Origin of the sequence: Streptomyces sp. NPDC020780 (genome assembly GCF_044334475.1) — a bacterium.
Lineage (GTDB): Bacteria > Actinomycetota > Actinomycetes > Streptomycetales > Streptomycetaceae > Streptomyces.
This window is the reverse complement of record NZ_JBIRTB010000005.1, coordinates 203248-221012: the sequence shown is the minus strand read 5'-3', so window position 1 is coordinate 221012 and position 17765 is coordinate 203248. Positions and strand designations below refer to the sequence as shown.

The 17765-nt window shown below is 71.9% G+C and carries 18 protein-coding genes and 1 riboswitch; of the genes, 14 read left to right on the top strand and 4 right to left on the bottom strand.

Annotation, left to right across the window (positions count from 1 at the left end):
* Window positions 1-14 precede the first annotated feature (14 nt).
* Window positions 15-386: a rhodanese-like domain-containing protein gene (locus ACH4VO_RS11710; RefSeq protein WP_360987965.1), complete on the top strand. Its 372-nt coding sequence runs from the start codon at window positions 15-17 to the stop codon at window positions 384-386.
* The gene (locus ACH4VO_RS11705; RefSeq protein ID WP_360987963.1) at window positions 383-1129 is read left to right on the top strand and encodes a sulfite exporter TauE/SafE family protein; all 747 of its coding nucleotides are present in this window, start codon (window positions 383-385) and stop codon (window positions 1127-1129) included. The genes ACH4VO_RS11710 and ACH4VO_RS11705 overlap by 4 nt, the downstream gene beginning before the upstream one ends.
* Window positions 1130-1338: 209 nt before the next feature.
* Here ACH4VO_RS11705 and ACH4VO_RS11700 read toward each other — a convergent pair whose 3' ends face one another.
* A complete protein-coding gene (locus ACH4VO_RS11700; RefSeq protein ID WP_360987961.1) occupies window positions 1339-1617 on the bottom strand; it encodes a metal-sensitive transcriptional regulator in 279 nt (92 codons plus the stop codon).
* A gap of 296 nt (window positions 1618-1913) precedes the next feature.
* Between ACH4VO_RS11700 and ACH4VO_RS11695 the strand changes: the two genes are divergently transcribed.
* Together ACH4VO_RS11695 and ACH4VO_RS11690 are read left to right on the top strand one after the other, a co-directional pair.
* The gene (locus ACH4VO_RS11695) at window positions 1914-2192 is read left to right on the top strand and encodes a hypothetical protein (protein WP_360987959.1); all 279 of its coding nucleotides are present in this window, start codon (window positions 1914-1916) and stop codon (window positions 2190-2192) included.
* Between the two features lie 750 nt (window positions 2193-2942).
* Window positions 2943-4493: a pectate lyase gene (locus ACH4VO_RS11690; protein WP_360987957.1), complete on the top strand. Its 1551-nt coding sequence runs from the start codon at window positions 2943-2945 to the stop codon at window positions 4491-4493.
* Window positions 4494-4625: 132 nt separating this feature from the next.
* Here the strand turns inward: ACH4VO_RS11690 and ACH4VO_RS11685 are convergent, their stop codons facing one another.
* Window positions 4626-5696, bottom strand: coding sequence for a glycoside hydrolase family 43 protein (locus tag ACH4VO_RS11685; RefSeq protein ID WP_360987955.1), 1071 nt, complete (start codon window positions 5694-5696; stop codon window positions 4626-4628).
* Between the two features lie 1367 nt (window positions 5697-7063).
* Here ACH4VO_RS11685 and ACH4VO_RS11680 point away from each other — a divergent pair.
* A complete protein-coding gene (locus tag ACH4VO_RS11680) occupies window positions 7064-7516 on the top strand; it encodes an NAD(P)H-dependent oxidoreductase (protein WP_360987953.1) in 453 nt (150 codons plus the stop codon).
* A gap of 389 nt (window positions 7517-7905) precedes the next feature.
* The gene (locus tag ACH4VO_RS11675) at window positions 7906-8607 is read left to right on the top strand and encodes an SMI1/KNR4 family protein (protein ID WP_360987951.1); all 702 of its coding nucleotides are present in this window, start codon (window positions 7906-7908) and stop codon (window positions 8605-8607) included.
* Between the two features lie 123 nt (window positions 8608-8730).
* Here ACH4VO_RS11675 and ACH4VO_RS11670 read toward each other — a convergent pair whose 3' ends face one another.
* A complete protein-coding gene (locus ACH4VO_RS11670; protein WP_360987949.1) occupies window positions 8731-8967 on the bottom strand; it encodes a hypothetical protein in 237 nt (78 codons plus the stop codon).
* A gap of 357 nt (window positions 8968-9324) precedes the next feature.
* Window positions 9325-9510, top strand: a riboswitch (cyclic di-AMP (ydaO/yuaA leader).
* 4 nt (window positions 9511-9514) lie between these two features.
* On the opposite strand from ACH4VO_RS11670, the gene ACH4VO_RS11665 reads away from it, so the two are divergent.
* Complete coding sequence (locus ACH4VO_RS11665) at window positions 9515-10384, top strand: transglycosylase SLT domain-containing protein (protein ID WP_360987947.1); 870 nt, start codon at window positions 9515-9517, stop codon at window positions 10382-10384.
* 209 nt (window positions 10385-10593) lie between these two features.
* Window positions 10594-11136, top strand: coding sequence for a hypothetical protein (locus ACH4VO_RS11660; protein ID WP_360987945.1), 543 nt, complete (start codon window positions 10594-10596; stop codon window positions 11134-11136).
* Between the two features lie 64 nt (window positions 11137-11200).
* On the opposite strand, the gene ACH4VO_RS11655 is transcribed toward ACH4VO_RS11660, so the two are convergent.
* Window positions 11201-12094, bottom strand: a complete 894-nt coding sequence (locus tag ACH4VO_RS11655) for a sugar isomerase (protein WP_360987943.1) — start codon at window positions 12092-12094, stop codon at window positions 11201-11203.
* A 471-nt stretch (window positions 12095-12565) separates the two neighbouring features.
* Between ACH4VO_RS11655 and ACH4VO_RS11650 the strand changes: the two genes are divergently transcribed.
* From ACH4VO_RS11650 to ACH4VO_RS11625, 6 genes are all read left to right on the top strand, one after another.
* The gene (locus tag ACH4VO_RS11650) at window positions 12566-13561 is read left to right on the top strand and encodes an MBL fold metallo-hydrolase (RefSeq protein ID WP_360987941.1); all 996 of its coding nucleotides are present in this window, start codon (window positions 12566-12568) and stop codon (window positions 13559-13561) included.
* An 81-nt stretch (window positions 13562-13642) separates the two neighbouring features.
* Complete coding sequence (locus ACH4VO_RS11645; RefSeq protein ID WP_360987939.1) at window positions 13643-15031, top strand: ATP-binding protein; 1389 nt, start codon at window positions 13643-13645, stop codon at window positions 15029-15031.
* Window positions 15028-15450, top strand: coding sequence for a roadblock/LC7 domain-containing protein (locus ACH4VO_RS11640; protein ID WP_360987937.1), 423 nt, complete (start codon window positions 15028-15030; stop codon window positions 15448-15450). Before ACH4VO_RS11645 ends, ACH4VO_RS11640 begins: the two co-directional genes overlap by 4 nt.
* Window positions 15447-15800 carry a DUF742 domain-containing protein gene (locus ACH4VO_RS11635; RefSeq protein WP_360987935.1) on the top strand — a complete coding sequence of 118 codons (354 nt, stop codon included), beginning with the start codon at window positions 15447-15449 and terminating at the stop codon, window positions 15798-15800. Before ACH4VO_RS11640 ends, ACH4VO_RS11635 begins: the two co-directional genes overlap by 4 nt.
* Window positions 15778-16392 (top strand): ATP/GTP-binding protein, encoded by a 615-nt coding sequence (locus ACH4VO_RS11630; RefSeq protein WP_360987933.1) that lies wholly within the window; start codon window positions 15778-15780, stop codon window positions 16390-16392. The genes ACH4VO_RS11635 and ACH4VO_RS11630 overlap by 23 nt, the downstream gene beginning before the upstream one ends.
* The gene (locus ACH4VO_RS11625) at window positions 16389-17708 is read left to right on the top strand and encodes a cytochrome P450 (protein WP_360987931.1); all 1320 of its coding nucleotides are present in this window, start codon (window positions 16389-16391) and stop codon (window positions 17706-17708) included. The genes ACH4VO_RS11630 and ACH4VO_RS11625 overlap by 4 nt, the downstream gene beginning before the upstream one ends.
* Window positions 17709-17765 lie beyond the last annotated feature (57 nt).

The window sequence follows — 17765 nt, the reverse complement described above, 5'->3', positions numbered from 1 at the left end:
AAAGGCACACCACGATGTTCTTCTTCCGACGCGGATCCGGCCGCAGCCCTTCCGGCCGCCTCACCCCCCACCAGGCCCACCGGCGCACCCGTAGCGGAGAAGCGGTGCTCCTCGACGTCCGCGAGATACCCGAATGGAAGGCCGGGCACGCGCCGGACGCGGTGCACCTGCCGCTCTCACGCCTGCTCACCGGCGCCGCCCTCCCCGCGGGTGCGGCCGGCAGACCGGTGGTGGCGATCTGCCGTTCCGGGCACCGCTCCCAGCAGGCCGCGAAGCACCTCGCGGCGAAGGGGATCGAGGCGGTCGACGTCAGGGGTGGCATGACGGCGTGGACCCAGGCCGGTCTGCCCGTCGTCGGTGTGGGCAAGGGCGGCTCCGCGGCGTGAGCGTGCTCATCCTGGCCGTGGTGGCGGGGGCCGTGGTCGGCCTGGCGCTCGGCGCGCTCGGAGGGGGCGGCAGCGTCCTGGCCGTACCGGCCCTGATCTACCTGCTCGGCTTCACCCCGGCCGCGGCCACCACCGCGAGCCTCTTCATCGTCGCCGCCACCTCCGCGACCGCCCTGTACGCGCACGCCCGGGCCGGACACGTCCGCTGGAAGGCCGGAGCGGCGTTCGCCGCCGCGGGCATCGTCCCCGCCGCGCTCGCCGGGTCGGCCGCCGCCCGTATCCCGCAGCCGGTCCTGATCTCGGCCTTCGCCGTGATCGCCGCCCTCGCGGCCGTACAGATGCTGCGACCCACGTCTGCCGCCGGCCCGGTGCCGACCGTACGGCCGCTGAAGGCGGGGGCCGCCGGAGCGGGTCTCGGGGCGGTGACGGGGCTGCTCGGTGTGGGTGGCGGATTCCTCGCCGTCCCCGCCCTGGTCACTGTCCTGGCGTTCGAGATGCAGGCCGCCGTCGGGACCAGCCTGCTGGTCATCACGGTCAACTCGCTGGCGTCCCTGTTCACCCGGTCCGGCGGGGCGGCGGGACTGGACTGGGCGGTGGTGGCGCCGTTCACGGGGGCGGCGATCCTGGGCGCCTGGGACGGCAAACGGCTGGCGGCGAAAGTGCCCGGGGGCAGGCTGCGGCGGGTGTTCGCCGTCGTGCTCCTCGCGGTCGCCGCCTTCATGCTCGTCGACGCGCTGCTCTGACCGGCAGCAGGGCACGACCGGGCCGGCAGCAGGGCACGACCGGGCCGGCAGTCGGATGCGAGCGGGGCAGACGGGGGTGTGACCGGGCGCAGGCGAGGTGTGACCGGGCGGGCCGGGCGGCCGGGACGGCCCAGTGTGACCGGGTCACCAGGGCCGCCGGCGGTGGCGCGGGACCGGCGGGGGCCCGGCAGCCCGCGGGCCCGGCGGTCTCAGGCGAGGGAGAGGAACAGCTTCTCCAGGCGGGCCCGCATCTGGTCCCGGTCCCCGACCGCCTGTCCGCCCTCGGCCATACACTGCTGGAGGCCGGTCGCGATGATCGCGAACCCGGCACGGTCCAGAGCGCGGGAGACCGCCGCCAGCTGCGTGATCACGTCCTCGCAGTCCCGGCCGTCCTCGATCATCTTCACGATCCCGGCGATCTGGCCCTGAGCCCGCTTCAGCCGGTTGAGTACCGACTTCAGCTCATCGGCCGCCATGTCCAGTTCCACACGTCCTCCTGCATCGATACCCCGAGGGGTATCCATCCTACCGCGTCCGGCGACCTGCTCCCGGAGCGGCGGCGACCCGGGTCGCGCTCGTGCACCGGATCATGAAGGTGGGCCAGGCCCCTGAGGACGAGCCGAACGTCCGGCCGGACAGGCTCGACAGAGCTCGGGCCCGTCCGCCCGGTCACGTCGGCGGCCCGGTCCTCCGGCCGCCGGAGCGGGAATGGGCGGCCGAGGAAGCGGGCGACGAGGCCTCGGCGTACCGGCCGATGGCCGGGTGAAGCCGGTGGCTGCTGCAGTTGCACCGCACGGTGCCGCGCGACGACCTGGCCGCCCGCGTCGATGACGCGCTGGGTTCCTACCAGGACGAACTGGCGCGCTTCGCCGGACTCCGCGCCGTCCACGGCCCCACCGTCCCGGACGGCGCCGCCACCGACGGCCCGCAGCTCGCGCGCCGCCTCCGCGACCTCACCACCGTGCAGCAGCCGACCTGGGCCTGGCCCCTGCCCGGAGGAGAGGGCCGGTGGCGTCGCATCGCACATGAGGTGACCGCCGGCACCGGCCGGTTCCCTGTCTGAGCCCTGCCGCAGCCCCTCAGCGGCTTCCCTCGCGTCCGGGTGGACCGCCCTGGACGCTCCCGGCGGCACCCTCTCCCTGAACTGCACATCCACTCGGATCGGCCCCACAGGTCCGACGTATCCGGGCGGGCGGTGGGGCTCCGCAAGTGCGGTGCCCGCATACGGGACCTGTAGGCGAAGCCGGCCCCGCGGACTGCCGATCCGTCACGTCCTCAACCCGCGCTCACGGGGAACGATGGCGGCCGGCGTGGTCCGGGTGTCGGGGCCCGGGGGATTCCGTATGCGTCCAGAGCCTTGCCAGCCCGCCTGGAGCGGCCCTATTCTCGCCACCAGAAAGCGCTTTCCCTCCCTGTGAGGCCCCGTACCGATGAAGTGAAGTCGCTGAGCTGGCAGGCGACGTGACGCATGAGCCGCCATCGAGTCGGCATGGGGCTGACCAGGTTGTTCAGCGGTGACGGTTCGCCGTGGCGGGTGGCTGCTCATGCCTCCCGCCGCAGTGGTCGCCGCCCGGACGGCATGGCCGGAGCGGGCGGCAGTGCGGCAGCGGGGGCTCCGTGGCCGGTGCCCCCGCACGCGCGGGCCGGGGCTGTCGCGGACAACGTGCGATCAGATGCAGTGCAGGGCTCCTCAACTGGGCCGACCGGGACCTGCCCGGCGGAGAAGGACGGCTCGACGCCTCGTCGTTGAGTGTCATGCTCACGCCAAGCAGAAGCGGTCTCCGGAATCCGAAAGACGAGTAGGGAGACAGACATGGGACGACCAGTCGCTCGGCGACTCTGTGCGGGACTGGCCACGATGGCCCTGGCGGCCGCCACGGGAGCGATCCTCACGATGCCTCAGGCGTCGGCCGCGACCGCCGGTGCCACCGGTTACGCGACCCAGAACGGCGGAACGACCGGTGGGGCGGGCGGGCAGACGGTACGGGCCACGACGGGGACCGCGATCCACGCGGCCCTGTGCGGCCGTGCCAGCAGCAGCACCCCGATCACCATCCAGGTCGAGGGAACCATCAACCACGCCAACACCGCCAAGGTGTCCGGTGACAGCTGCAACACCGCCGCGGGTGTGATCGAGCTCAAGCAGATCAGCAACGTCACGATCGTGGGCGTCGGCAACGGAGCCGTATTCGATCAACTGGGTATCCACATCCGCCAGTCCAGCAACATCATCATCCAGAACGTGACGGTCCGGAACGTCAAGAAGTCCGGCTCGCCCACGTCCAACGGCGGTGACGCCATCGGTATGGAGAGCGACGTCCGCAACGTGTGGGTCGACCACACCACGCTCGAGGCCTCGGGCGGGGAGGCGGAGGGCTTCGACGGCCTCTTCGACATGAAGGACAACACCCAGTACGTGACCCTCTCCTACAGCACGCTGCGCAACTCCGGCCGGGGCGGCCTCGTCGGGTCCAGCGAGACCGAGCTCTCCAACGGCTTCATCACCTACCACCACAACCTGTACGAGAACATCGACTCCCGCGCCCCCCTGCTGCGTGGCGGCATCGCGCACATGTACAACAACTACTACGTCAAGCTCAACGAGTCCGGTATCAACTCCCGGGCCGGTGCGCGCGCCAAGGTGGACAACAACTACTTCAAGGACTCCAAGGACGTCCTGGGCACCTTCTACACCGACGCGGCCGGATACTGGCAGGTCAGCGGCAACACCTTCGACAACGTCACCTGGTCCAGCCCGGGCAGCGAGAACAACCCGGCCGGCCCCGACGTGAAGTCCACCACCACCGTCAGCATCCCCTACTCCTTCAGCCTCGACCCCGCGAGCTGTGTGCCGGACGTCGTCAGCCGTACGGCGGGCGCCAACAAGGGTCTGCAGGTGTCGGACGGCTCGTGCTCACCGCAGACTCCGGACCCGACCACTCCCACGCCGGACCCGACCGACCCCACGCCGGACCCGACCGACCCGACCCAGCCGGGCGGTACCAACCTCAGCCTCGGCGCCGGTGCCGACGGCAGCAGCAAGGCCGACGGGACGAGCTACGGCAACGTACGGGACGGTGACCTGAGCACCTACTGGTCCCCCGTCGGCTCGACCGGTGCCGTATCGGTCAAGTGGGGATCCGGCACCGCCATCTCCACGATCAACATCCGGGAGGCGGCAGGTTCCGTGGGCAGCATCCGTTCCTGGAGGGTCGTCAACGGTGACACGGGCGCCGTCCTGACCTCGGGCACCGGTGCGGGGGTGATCGCTGTCCCCCGGACCTCGCTGCGCAAGGTCACCTTCGAGATCACCGGCTCGACCGGCACCCCGAAGGTCGCCGAGTTCGAGACGTACGCCGGGTAGCCGGCCGTCTCTCCTCCCCATGATCGGGGGGTAGGACGGGGACGGCCCGGAGTGCGGTGCCGGTGTGATCACCGACCCGATCCTCCGGGCCGTCCGCCCGGTCCCGGCGCCGCACTCCCGTCCGCGCGGCCTCTACTCGAAGAACTTCAGGCTCCAGCCGGTGTCGGTGGTGGGGCCGGGGACGTCGGCCCGCCTGTAGGTCGTGCCGCCCCACCAGGCGAACGTACCGGTGTACCAGTACCGGTTCTCCCAGGAGTACGGCGTCCCCTTCGGGACGGCGTGGAACATCAGGGGGAACCTCGGGCCCGCCGGCGGGCTCGTGGCGATGTCGCCGTCGAGCAGGACGAAGCTGTGGTGGCCGGGGCCGTTGACGTACAGGGTCGGGTCCCATCCGGACATCATCGTCGCGCGGTGGGAGCCGAACAGGCAGCCGTTCGACTTGTACCAGTCCCATACGTACGTCGGGTCCCCGCCGGCCCGCAGCCTCAGGTCGGCCAGGCAGTACTGGTCGCTCCAGCTCCCGTTGGCCGAATAGGTGATGTGCAGCTGGCCGTTCGGGTCCTTGACGGGCTCGGGGGCCTCGTTGATGTACGGGTTGCCGACCACCCGCTCCCAGCTCTCCCGCGGCTGCGAGATGACACTGCGCGCACCGATCGGCGTGGTCGGGCTGCTCATCCGTGCGATGTACAGGTTCTGTTCCACATTGGTGTCGCCGGCCCAGCCGGACCAGACGAACCAGCGCTGCCCGTTGAAGGTGAACATCGTGCCGTCGATGGCCCATCTGTCGTCGGGGAGGGCGAGTTTCGTCTCGCCCGTGTACCCGCTGTCCGGTGCGGCGGAGCTGATGACGTACATCCGGTGGGCCGGTCCGCGGCCGGCCGAGAAGTAGATGTAGTAGCGACCCCCCTCCCGCACGATCTCGGGAGCCCAGACCTCACCGAGGCCGCGGGTGTCCGACCAGACCTGCCGGGCGGGCGCCGCGGCGAGGGCGGCCGTCGACGACGCCTGGCGCACGGCGATGCCGCCGCCGGCCGACTGCACGGAGACGTAGGTGGCGCCGACGCGGAGCACGCTCGGATCGGCGGCCCGGAGGCCGGTCTGGTCCGCCCGGGCGGTTCCGGGAGTGGTGAGGGCCAGCAGGGCGGCAAGGATTCCGGCGAGCGCGGCTGTGGCGGCACCGGTAAGGCAACGAGAACGTGTCATCATCCCGTCCGTGGTCGGCCTCCGTGCCGGCCGGAACCGGCGGAGGGTGCGGGTGCGGGGGCAGGGTCCGGCATGGTCGAGGCGGCGGACGGCACAGGGAGGGGCGGGTCCCGTCCTGCGCCGAGCTCTACGCCGGCATCGTCAGGCGGCCTGCCGTACCGGGCGCAGGGATATCTGCACCGGCTGCCGTCCCCAGGTCTACATCGATGGAAAAGCGTCCCCACAGCATTGCCATCGGTGGTGGGCATGTCAATAAGTCCGCGGGGGTGGCGGCCGGCCACTTTTCGTGCGCCCTGGGCACGGGCGCAGCCCGGAGCGCGTCGGCGCACGGCCCCGAGGCGCTCCGGGCTGCGCCCGTACAGTGCGTGCGGCTCAGGAGGGCGAAGGCGCAGGTGCTCCGGAAGAGCCCGTGGGCTGCGGGCGTTTCGAGCGGCCCCGGTCGCACTGCAAGGAGATCACGACCAGGGCTGTGGGGGAGTCCGCCGACCACGTGCTGGGAAGGGTCGTCGCCGCAGTCCAGTTGGTCCTGCGCAGGGCGAGCCCTCCGCTGCCCGGGGCCGGGGCCGGCTCCCAGCCGAACTCCGAACGGGCGCGAGCGAAGCCCGACTTCAGGACGGTGTCGGCCGTGTCCGACGGCAACTCGGCCGACAAACTCTCATGGCACTCGAAAGGGACCAGTTCCTGGGGTGTCCGTTCGAGAGTGACACCTTCCGCCCTCATAGCCGAGGTCAGCTCCGACACCACCGTCTCCGTGGGCACCGGTGGGCCCGAAGAGGCGGAGGGAAGCGGGCCGAGGTCCCGGAGGAGGGAGGAGCAGCCCGTCAGTGTGACCGCCGCCACCACGACCCATGCCGCCGTTCCCGGGGAGCCCCGTCGCACGCGCACGAGTTCCGCCGCCCGTGTGGAATCTTTTCGTGCGCGCATGAGTTCCGCCGCCCCCTGTGTTGCCGTCCACGGCCGATCAGTCTCCCATCCGGCCGATCGGTCTCCCGTCCGGCCGATCGGTCTCCCGTCCGGGCGAGCGGGCAGGACGTCGACCACGCACGGCGTCCGCCTGTCCGTGCCCCCGGACGGCCCCGCTGTCCACGCCCTCAGCGGGCGGTGGTCCGGACCGGGGTGATCGGCGAGCCATGAGCACGACGCACGCCGGCCGGCATCCGGGGAGAGAGGCGCGGGGGCGCGTCCCGGCGGCGTCGGAGCCACGTGCGGGGCGGGCAGCCACCCCGGGGTGCGGCGGCCCGCCCGCCCCTACGCCACCGCCCGCTCCTCCCGGAGCGCTCGCCACCTGCCGTACCCACCGTGGCGGACGGCGACAGGCCGACGTGCTCGCTTGCGGGCGGAGGACCAGGACGGCAGGGTTCGGGAACGTGGCCACCTTGCTGATCGTTCATCACACCCCTTCGCCGAACTGCCAAACCCTCTTCGAGGCCGTCGTCGCCGGCGCGACGACGGACGAGATCGAAGGCGTACGCGTCGTACGACGCGCCGCGCTCGCCGCGACGGCGTCCGACGTGCTCGCCGCCGACGGTTTCCTCCTCGGCACCCCCGCGAACCTCGGCTACATGTCCGGCGCCCTCAAGCACTTCTTCGACCTGGTCTACTACCCGTGCCTGGACGCGACGCGCGGCCGCCCCTTCGGTTACTACGTGCACGGCGGCAACGACGTCACCGGAGCGCTGCGGGGCGTCGAGTCGATCACGACGGGCCTGGGATGGCGCCGCTCCGCCGACGCGGTGACCGTGACCGGTGAGCCGGGCAGGGCGGACATCGAGGCCTGCTGGGAGCTCGGCGCAACCGTAGCCGCCGGGCTGATGGCCTGACGGAGCCGGGCCGCCGGCGAGGGTGGCGGGGGACGGGCCGCTCCCGGCCGCCGACGCCCGCCGGCATTCCCGGACGCCCGCGCCCCGCCGCGACGCCGCCGGGGCGTTGACCCTCCCCCGCGACGACACCGCCGGTGCTTTTACGGCCGGGCCCGTGTGCCGGGTCCTCCGCACCCGCCGCGGGGCCTCTTGTCGTGCGGAGCCGTGCATCGGAGCCGTACGCCCCGCTTCCTGATCCAGCACGTTGCGCCGGGCATCGCCGGGCACGGGAGACGGTGGCCCGTCCGCGGGGCCCCGGCCCTCCGAAGTGTGATGCGTGGACCCCGTGCGTCGCTGGGTTCTGTGGGAGGAGCGGACCCTTCCACGGGACGACAGGTGGGAGTCGCGAAGTGCTGGGACGGAGCGTCAGCGGCTGGATTCCGGTGGCCCGGCGGGGCCGGCACGGTGGGGGACGGAACCGGCCCGCGTTACCCGCGTCCATCGAGGCGCTGGGGCCCCTGCTGCCGACGACATACGGAATCGACGAGCAGGTCGACTGGGCGGTCGCCGAAGCCCGCTGGGGTGCCCCCTTCCCGGCCGACTACAAGGCCTTCATGCGCGCGTACGGGGAGGGCTCGGTGGACGGCGCGATCGCCGTCCACCGACCGCTGCCCACGGACGCTCCCGAGGGCGGACGGACTCCCGATGCGATGGCCGAGGGGACCGGAGCCGTACGGGAGGCCTGGAGGGTGGAGGCCGACGAGGTGTGGGCCGATCCCGCCGGCCCCGACCTGGTGCTGGATCCCGGTGCCCTGCTCGCCTGGGGGACGACGACCGAGGCGGACATCCTGTGCTGGCTGACGATGGACGAGGACCCCGACCGCTGGCCCGTGGTGGTCTGTGGGCGTCACACCGTACCCACGTTCGCCCTGTACCGGTTCGGGATGGCCGAGTTCCTGCGCAGGCTTCTGACGGGCGCGTTCGAGATGTCGCCGATCACCGTGGACGGGGTGATGGGGCGGGGGCGCCACGCATTCGTGAGCAGGGCCGTGCAGCGGGCCCGCCGCAGGGCGGGCCTCGATCCGTGGACCGGCGAGCCGCCGGCCGGCTGACGAGCGGCCCGTGGCCCTGGCGCTCCGACAGGCATGCGGCCGCCGGGCCGGGCCGACTGCCGCACGCAGGAGTGGCCGGGAACCGGGGCGTGCCGTCGGCGGCCGCTGCCGTCGGGTGCCCGCTCAGTGCCGCCTCCAGGTGAGTTTGCCGCCGCCCACCCACCGCACGACGGCCGGGTCCTCGAGGTCGTGGACCGTGATGCCGGCATCGGCGGCGAGGAGCAGGAGGTCCGTCATCGACGTCGCCGCGCCGACGACCTCTCCGTCGATCTCCACGACGCGGAAGGGCGGATGCCCGGGCTGAACGGGCAGGACGGTGATCCGCGGGTTCGCCAGGTCGGGGTTCACGCTGTCGGTCATACGAGGACGGGTTCCACGCGATGGTCATTGATATGCGCATCAGTGACCCAAGTGCGTCATATGCCCGTTTTGATGTCTTTTCTAGAATTAATACCGTAATTTTCGACGAGTCGTCAGGTGGATCGGCACCCCTTGCGGCGTACCGCAAATCACCCTTATCGGACGCCGTGACCAGGGTCACGCTCTTCGCCCGGGACGCCGTGACGCGTCTTCCGCTTCCCTTGCGCGCCAAGAAAGTTGAGTGCGCCGTGTGGGGTCGGTTACACGTATTTCCGTGAATTGATCTTTCCGCTGAATTGTGATCACGAATGCGGGGCTTGTTCCTTTCGGCATTTCTCGCCTACGGTCACCCTCACTCCGGATGGAACGCCGAATCCTGCCGCCGTCCGGGAACCCGACCACATCTCGTACGGCAGGAGCGGGGGACCCAGGTAAGCGCCGATCCGGTATCCGGAACGGCTCGGGGTGAAGTCGCATTCACGTGCGGCCGGGCATCTCCAGCCCGAACCCGACAGCTCACTTCGTAGGCGGCGGAGAGGAATTCAGCATGCCCGCAAAGTTCAAGAACCGTCGTTCCGGGACCAGTTCGCTGACCCGCGGCATCATCGCCGTGAGCACGGGCGGAGCCGCCCTCGCGCTCCCCGTGATCGGTGCGACCGGAGCGTTCGCCGCGCCGGCGCAGCCGGTGGCGGTGGAAAAGTCGGTCACCTCGACCGCCCTGTCCGGCAAGGGAATTGCCGCGCAGAAGTCCGAGCCCGTCACGTATTCCGTGATCTTGGGTGATTCCCTTTCCAAGATCGCACGCGATCATTCCGTGAGCGGTGGCTGGCAGGAGCTCTACAACGGCAACCGAAAGGCTGTCGGCAGTAACCCGGACCTGATTCACCCCGGCCTGAAGCTGACCATCGGGACCCATGCCGACAGCAAGGCGCCGAAGGCCGCGGACAAGGCCGGCAAGAAGGCGGAGCCGTCCGCTTCCCCGGACCGTGCCGCGCGAGGCGCCGACCGCGCCGACCGTTCCGAACGGACCACGGAGCTGGCCGCCCAGGGTGCGCCCGCCGCCGTCGAGGCCGTCGCCGCCGCGCCGGTCACGTACACGAACGACCTCGACGGCTGGATCAAGGAGTCGCTGGCTGTCATGGCCGAGCACGGCATCCCCGGCACGTACGAGGGCATCCACCGCAACATCATGCGCGAGTCCTCGGGTAACCCCCTGGCCATCAACAACTGGGACATCAACGCGATCAACGGCGTCCCGTCCAAGGGGCTGCTGCAGGTCATCGACCCGACCTTCCAGGCCTACCACGTGCCCGGCACGTCGATGGACAGCTACGACCCGGTCGCCAACATCACGGCCGCGTGCAACTACGCCGCCGACCGGTACGGCTCGATCGACAACGTGTTCGGTGCCTACTGAGGTCTGACCGCGTGACAGCGGACCATGCCTGACGGGTGGTGCGGGTTCTGACGGACCCGCACCACCCGTCTTTCCGTGTGCGGGGACCCGTGCGCGCGGTCGGCCGCCGGTGCGGGAGGGGCCCGCACCGGCGGCGCAGGGGTACGGGGCGCGGGGCCGCGCCCCCTGGCGACTGGTCTCGTACAGGTTCGTCGTCCATACTGCCCGCCGTGGAGCAGCGCATAGATTCCAACACCAAGCCAGAGTTCGCCGCGGGCACGGACCCGGCGTACATCCCCGGCCTGACGGCCCCTGCCCCCGCGCGGACGGAGGGGAAAACGGACGAGGCGGCAGAGGCCGCTGACGCGCGCGCCGGGGCGGAGAGCGGGGAGGATCCCGCGGCTGCCGCCGGACGGGCGCCTGTTCCGGACGACGCCGACGCGGCGGTACAGGAAGAGGCCGGGGGCGGCTCCGACGCCGGGAAGGAGGACGGGCCCGTCTTCGAGGTCAGCGACCGGCGCGGATCGATCCGGGTCGACCGCGAGGGCGTCCGGTTCCGGCTGGACGACCAGGAGGCGGACTTCGACTGGTCCGAGATCGGCGCGGTGGAGGTCAAGACCGCCCGCTTCGGCCGCCGGTTCACTGTCACGGTCCATCTGTCGAGCCGCCGCTGGTTCAACGCGGAGGTCGAGGCGGCGGCCCGGAGCAGCCTCAAGGAGTGGACGGCGGGCCTCGACGCGGCGCTGGACGCCTACTTCGACGAGGCCGCCTGAACCGGTCCTCCGCAGGGCGCGCCGGGCGGACGGACCCCGCCCGGCGCACCCCGCGTGCGCCGGCTCAGGCCCCGGCGGCCTCGTCGAGGACCACCGACCGGGTCAGGTGACGGGGCAGGTCCGGGTCGAGACCCCGGGCCACCGCCCGGGCGACCGCGAGCCGCTGCACCCTGACCAGCTCCGCCAGCGGGTCCAGGCCGCTCGCCACCCAGCGGGCGCCGGTCGCCAGTACCTGCTCGGCGAGGCCTTCCGGCGCGGAACCGAACATCCAGGTCGCCGTCCCGGCCGTGGCGATGCTGATGGGCCCGTGGCGGTACTCCATCGCCGGATACGACTCCGTCCAGGACAGTGACGCCTCCTTCATCTTCAGCGCCGCCTCGTTGGCGAGCCCGACCGTCCAGCCGCGGCCCAGGAAGCTGAACTGCGCGCACTCCGTGAGCCCGTCGGGCAGTGGCTCGGCCAGTGCGGTCTCCGCGTCCCGCACCACGTCGTCGGTGTGCAGCCCGAGGTGGGCGCGGAAGAGGGTGAGCGCCGTGGTGGCGAACCTGGTCTGCACGACGGACCGTTCGTCGGCGAAGTCGAGCACCACCACCTCGTCGGCTGCCGCCATGACGGGGGTCTGCGGATCGGCCGTCACCGCGAGGGTCGCCGTGGTGCCGCGCAACCGGGTCAGCAGGTCGAGCACCTCCGTCGTCGTGCCCGAGCGCGTCAGGGCGACGACCCGGTCGTACCGCCGGCCGAAGGGGAACTCCGAGGCGGCGAAGGCATCGGACTCGCCCTGCCCGGAGTCCTCGCGGAGCGAGGCGTACGCCTGGGCCATGTAGAAGGACGTGCCGCATCCGACGACGGCGATGCGCTCCCCCGCGGCGGGCAGTACGGCTGCGCGGTCGGCCGCCACCTGCGCCGCTCGGCGCCAGCACTCAGGCTGGTCGGCTGTCTCGGTTTCGACGTGGGACATGTCCGCGCTCCGCTTCCACTGCTGCCCGCACCGGGGAGGTGCGGGGCCTGGGGTGTGCCGTGCCTGGTGTGCCGTGGCCGCGACCGGCCCGGGTCCGCTCGGGGTCGGCCTGGTCGAAGCCGTCACCCGAATGATTGATTCTGCATGTTACATGGGGCAAAAGAGCAAGAACAAGCATGAGCCCTGCGTCCCGAGGGGGAGAGACCTAGCTGTTTTCGGCCAAGCTCGGTGGGTAATCGGCTCAATCTGGTTCTGTCCGTCCGGAGTGGGTAGCAGGCGCCCGGCATCACGCCGGTGAGCGTTACGGGACGGGATCGGGCGATAGGTCCCGCACTGGGCCGACTCGCGGCGACCCCGTACGGTCACGTCCGGACGCCGTTCGACGGGTGGAAGGGGCGATTTCACGTCACCGGAGGGAATTTTTGGCCGAGTTCGAACGCGCGAGCACACCACGGTCGGCATAATCGCCCCATGTCGATCACGGGTGGGGACGTCGTTGACCTCGGCACAGGCCTGTACGCCTGGTTGCCGCCGAAGCGCGGCTGGGGGCTGGCCAACTGCGGCCTCCTGGTGTCGCCGCGCGGCGCGCTGTGGATCGACACCCCGTACGACACGCTGCTGGCCGGCCAGTTCCTCGTGGAGAGCCGTAAGAGGCTGCCCGACGGGGTGGACGTCGACCGGGTGATCGTGACCCACGCCAACGGCGATCATTTCTGGGGTGCCGGCGTGCTGCCGGACGCGGAGATCATCGCGACCCGTGAGGCCAGGGAGCACATCCACTACGACCCCACCCCGCAACAGCAGCACGCCCTGGTGACCGGAGGCGATCGGACCACTGCGCTCGGCGCGTACCTCGCCCGCCACTTCGGCGTCTTCGACTGGTCGGACACCGCACCGGTGCGGCCGACGACGTACTTCACCGGAGAGCTCGAACTGACCCTGGGCGACCACGTCGTCCAGGTGTCGTCGCTGCCGCCCGCCCACACCGCGGGCGACCTCATGGTGTACCTGCCCGCACAGCGTGCCGTCTTCAGCGGCGACATCATCTTCTCCTCCACGGCACGGCAGCCCGGGGACCACCCGGTCCACTGGGCCGGCCCGCTGGACAACGTGATCGCCGCCTGCGAACGCGTCCTCGCCACCGGGGCCGAAGTGATCGTGCCCGGCCACGGACCGGTGCTCGACCCGGCCGGAGTCCGGGAACACATCGGCTACCTCGCCCACGTACGCGACCGGGCCCACGCCCTTCACGCTGCCGGGGTGCCCGCAACCGAGGCGGCCCGCCGGGTGATCGGCGAGGGCCGTTATCCGGACCTCGGCCTGCCCGAGCGCCTCGTGGTCACCATCGGGAGCGAGTACCGGCACCTGGACGGCTCCGAACCGCCGGGCGTCCTGCAGGTGATGGCCGAGGTCGCCGCCGTCGCCCACGAGACCGCCACCGCCACCACCGGTGGCGAAGCGGCGTGACGGCCGAACCGAACGGCTGCCGTACGCCCTCCCGCCACGCGGAGTGCGCACCGTGCCCGACCCCAGAGAAGCGGTGACGCCGTGGCATGGATCGTGACCCTGATCGCCGTCTGCGGGGCGATATGGGCGTCCACGCGGATCCACCAGGCCAGGCGAGACGCCTACGGTGCCGCCACCCGCGTGGAGCTGATCGAACGTCAGCTGAAAGCGGCGGAGGCCCGCACCCTGGCCCTCGGCGAGGAGATACGCCAGCTGGCCGAGAAGCGGATCCCGGCTGCCGCGACCGCGCTCTCCCACCGCGCCGCACCCGTCCCCGGACTACGGGAGGCGGCCGGTGTCGAGGGTGACGCCGCACGTCTGCTGAGCGATGCCGTGGAAGCGGCGCGCACCGCGATCCTGGAGGAGCGCGGCCGGGTCGACGCGGCCGCCCGGGCGGCCATGCGCGGCACCTCCGCGAAGATCCAGTCCCTGCTCAACCAGTCGCAGCACCTGCTGCAGGAGCTCCAGCACGAGTACGACGACCCGCGGATCCTCCAGCTCGACTTCCGCAACGAACTCGCCCTGCGCCGCACCCAGGCCACCGCCGTCCTCTGCGACGCCTGGCCGGGACTCGCCCGCCAGAACTCCTCGCTCGTCGAGGTCGTGCTCGGCGCCCAGTCACGGGTCGCGGGATACGAGCGGATCAAGATCGCCAACCACCTGCGCCAGGAGCGGCTGGCCCTGGTCGCCCGGGCGGCCGAGCCCCTCGCCATCGCACTTGCCGAGCTGCTGGCCAACGCGACCGCGTACTCGCACCCCGACACAGAAGTACCGGTGACCGTCCAGCAGACGGCGGGGCGCGGCGCCCTCGTCCTCGTCGACGACGCCGGTATCGGCATGGACGGCGACGCCCTGAAACGCGCCCGGACACTCCTGGCCGGGCCCTCCGAGGTACTGCTGACCGAGCTGGGGGATCCGCCGCAGACCGGCTTCGCCGTGGTGGGACGGCTGGTGGCGCGCTACGGCTTCAGCTGCCACATCGAGGCGTCCCCGTACGGCGGTATGCGCACGATGCTGCGCATACCGGCCCACCTGCTGACGGTGATGGACGACGACCGGACGCTGTCCGTGCTCGCGCCGAAGGCGGTCGACGCCCGGCGGCCCCTCGCGGACCCGGAGTCCGGGGCCCGTATCCCCGCGCCCGCCGGGGAGCCGGCCGGTGACGACGCCGAGGAGCCCGCCGCCGACGGGACGGCCGGGCCCCCCGCCGGGCCCCCCGCGACCGGACTGCCCAGCCGCCGCCGCAGGACCCCCCGCCGGGCGCCCTCCCCGGGCCCGGTGACGGAGACACCCGAGGAGCGGCCCCCGCTCCGGACACCCGAGCAGGCCGAGGCCTCCTGGGCCGCCCTCCAGGAGGGCACCCTCAGCGGCAGGAACGCGCCCGCACCCACAGCATCCTCATCGGACGACCAAGGAGACGACGAGACGTGAGCGCCACCCCCACCACCGGTGATCTTGCCTGGGTGCTGACCCCGCTGCTCGAACTCCCCGGCGTGCAGCACGCCGTGGTGGCCACCGGCGACGGCCTCGTCGAAGGGGCGTCACCCGGCCTGGAGCGCGCGTCCGCCGAGCGGGTCGCCGCGATGACGGCCACCCTGCACGCGGCGGCCCGCGCCTTCACCACCGCCTTCACCGAGGCGGAGTCGCCACGCCTGGCCCAGACGGTCGTGGAATCCGATCTGGGCTTCGCCGTCGTCGTTCCCGCGGGCCGCAACACCACCCTGGCCCTCTTTGCGGCACCCGACGCGCACCTGGGGAACATCGCCTACCAGATGCAGGTGCAGGTCACCGCGCTGACCCGGGCCATGCACGCCCCCACCCGCCAACCGGACGCTGCCACCCGGCCATGACCCCCGGTCCAGGGCGCCGCCTGATCCCCGCCTATCTGGTCACCGGTGGCCGCTCGGCCCCCACCGGCCCCGCGCTCGACCGGCTCGCCGTACTCCTCCGCACGGACGAGGCACTGCCGCCGAACGCCGGTACGGAGCAGCGCAGACTGTGTGAACTCCTCGAACCGGGAGCCCTCACCGTCGTCGAGTGCGCCGCCCACCTGGAACTGCCGGTCAGCGCCACGGTGTTCCTGGCCACGGATCTCGTGGCCGCGGGACACCTGCACGCTCGGCCACCGATCCCCCGTGCCGGTGAGATCGACCGGTCGCTCGTCGAGAGGCTGCTCGTTGGACTCCGTACCCTCCACTGACCGGGGCGGTGTCGGCTATCTGCCGAATGCCGCCGAGACCCTGATGAAACTCGTCGTCACGGGTCCCTTCGGCGTGGGCAAGACGACCCTGATCCGCACCCTGTCGGAGATCCCGACCCTGCACACGGAAGAGGCGATGACGCAGTCGAGCGCCGGACTCGACGACACCGCCGGCCTGCCGGAGAAGACCACGACCACGGTCGCCGTCGACTTCGGCCGGCTGACCGTCCAGGACGACCTGGTGCTCTACATGTTCGGTACCCCGGGGCAGGAACGGTTCCTTCCCCTCTGGGAGGACATCGCGCGCGGAGCCCTCGGCGCCCTCGTCATGGTCGATACCCGGCGCCTGGGGGACTCCTTCGCGGTGATGGACATGGTGGAGGAGCAGGGGCTGCCCTATGCCGTCGCCGTGAACCGCTTCCCCGACGCACCCACCCACACGGACGAGGTGCTGCGCACCCACCTCGACCTCGATCCGCGGACCCCGCTGGTCCAGTGCGACGCCCGCGAACGCCGCGGGAGCATCGAGGCCCTGATCGCCCTCGCCGAGCACGCGCTGACGTGCCTGCCCCCGTCCCAGGACCCGTCATGAGCCTCCCCGAAGCCGGCATGCCCGCCGGTCCCGCACCCGGCGCCGGCCCCCCGCCCCACGAGCCGCTCCCGCTGTACGGCCCCGCCTTCGCCGCCGATCCGCACGGCCACTACCGCCGGCTGCGCGCCCAGGGGCCGCTGGCGCGGGTCCGTATCGCTCCGGGCATCGACGCGATCCTGGTCACGGACTACCAGGCCGCCGTCGACCTGCTGAGAGACACCGACACCTTCACCAAGGACCCGCGGGCCTGGCAGGCGGGCGTGCCCGCCGACTCCCCGGTCCTGCCGGTGCTTGGCCACCGGCCCACGGCGCTCTTCAGCGACGGCGCCGTGCACGCCCGCTACCGCGAGGCCATCAACGACACCCTCGCCCTCATCGAGCCGCACCTGCTGCGCGCGGAGGTGGCCAGGATCGCCCACCGGCTCATCGGGACGTTCTCCGCCACCGGCACCGGCGACCTCATCGCCCAGTACGCGCGCAGGCTCCCTCTGCACGTCTTCACCTCGTCCTTCGGCGTCGCACCGGGCGACAGCGAGCGGATCGTCCGCAGTGCCTCGGCCATGATGGACACGGCCGAGGGCGCGGCAGCCGCGTACGCCGACCTCGTGGGCGTCGTCACGGGCCTCGTCGCCGAGCGACGGGCGCGCCCCGGGCGCGACCTCACCAGCTACCTCCTCGCCCACCCGGCGGGCCTCGACGACGACGAGGCCGTGCGCCAGATCACCCTCATCATGAGCGCGGGCAACGAACCGACGACGAACCTGATCGGCAACGCGCTGCTGCGCATGCTCAGCGACACCCGGTACGGGGGGTTCCTGCACGGCGGGGCGATGACGGCGCAGGAAGCGGTCAACGACGTGCTGTGGCGGGACCCTCCGCTGGCCAACATGGGGGCGCACTATCCGCGGCACGACACCGAGTTCCACGGTGTCCCGCTGCGCGCCGGACAGCTGGTCCTGGTCTCGTTCGCCGCCGCCAACACCCAGTCACCGCCGACGGCGTCCGGGCTCGCGGTGCGCTCCGGTGACAGCGCCCATCTGGCCTGGTCGACGGGGCCGCACCGGTGCCCGGCGAAGCAGCCCGCCCTGCTCATGGCGATGACCGCGATCGAGCAGCTCACCAGCCAGCTCTGCGACCTCGAACTCGCCGTCGATCCGGCCCGGCTGCTGTGGCGACCGGGCCCCTTCCACCGTGCCCCCGCCCATCTCCCGGTGCGCTTCACCCCGCTCGACACGCTTCCGGGGGAGGGGGCGGGCACAGCGTCCGGGAGTGTCGATCACGGTCCGGCCCGTGTCGGTGGTACGCCGAACGGGTGAGGGAGGTGAGAATTGCCCGATGAACAACGAGCGCAGCCGGCGCACAGCCAACCGGCA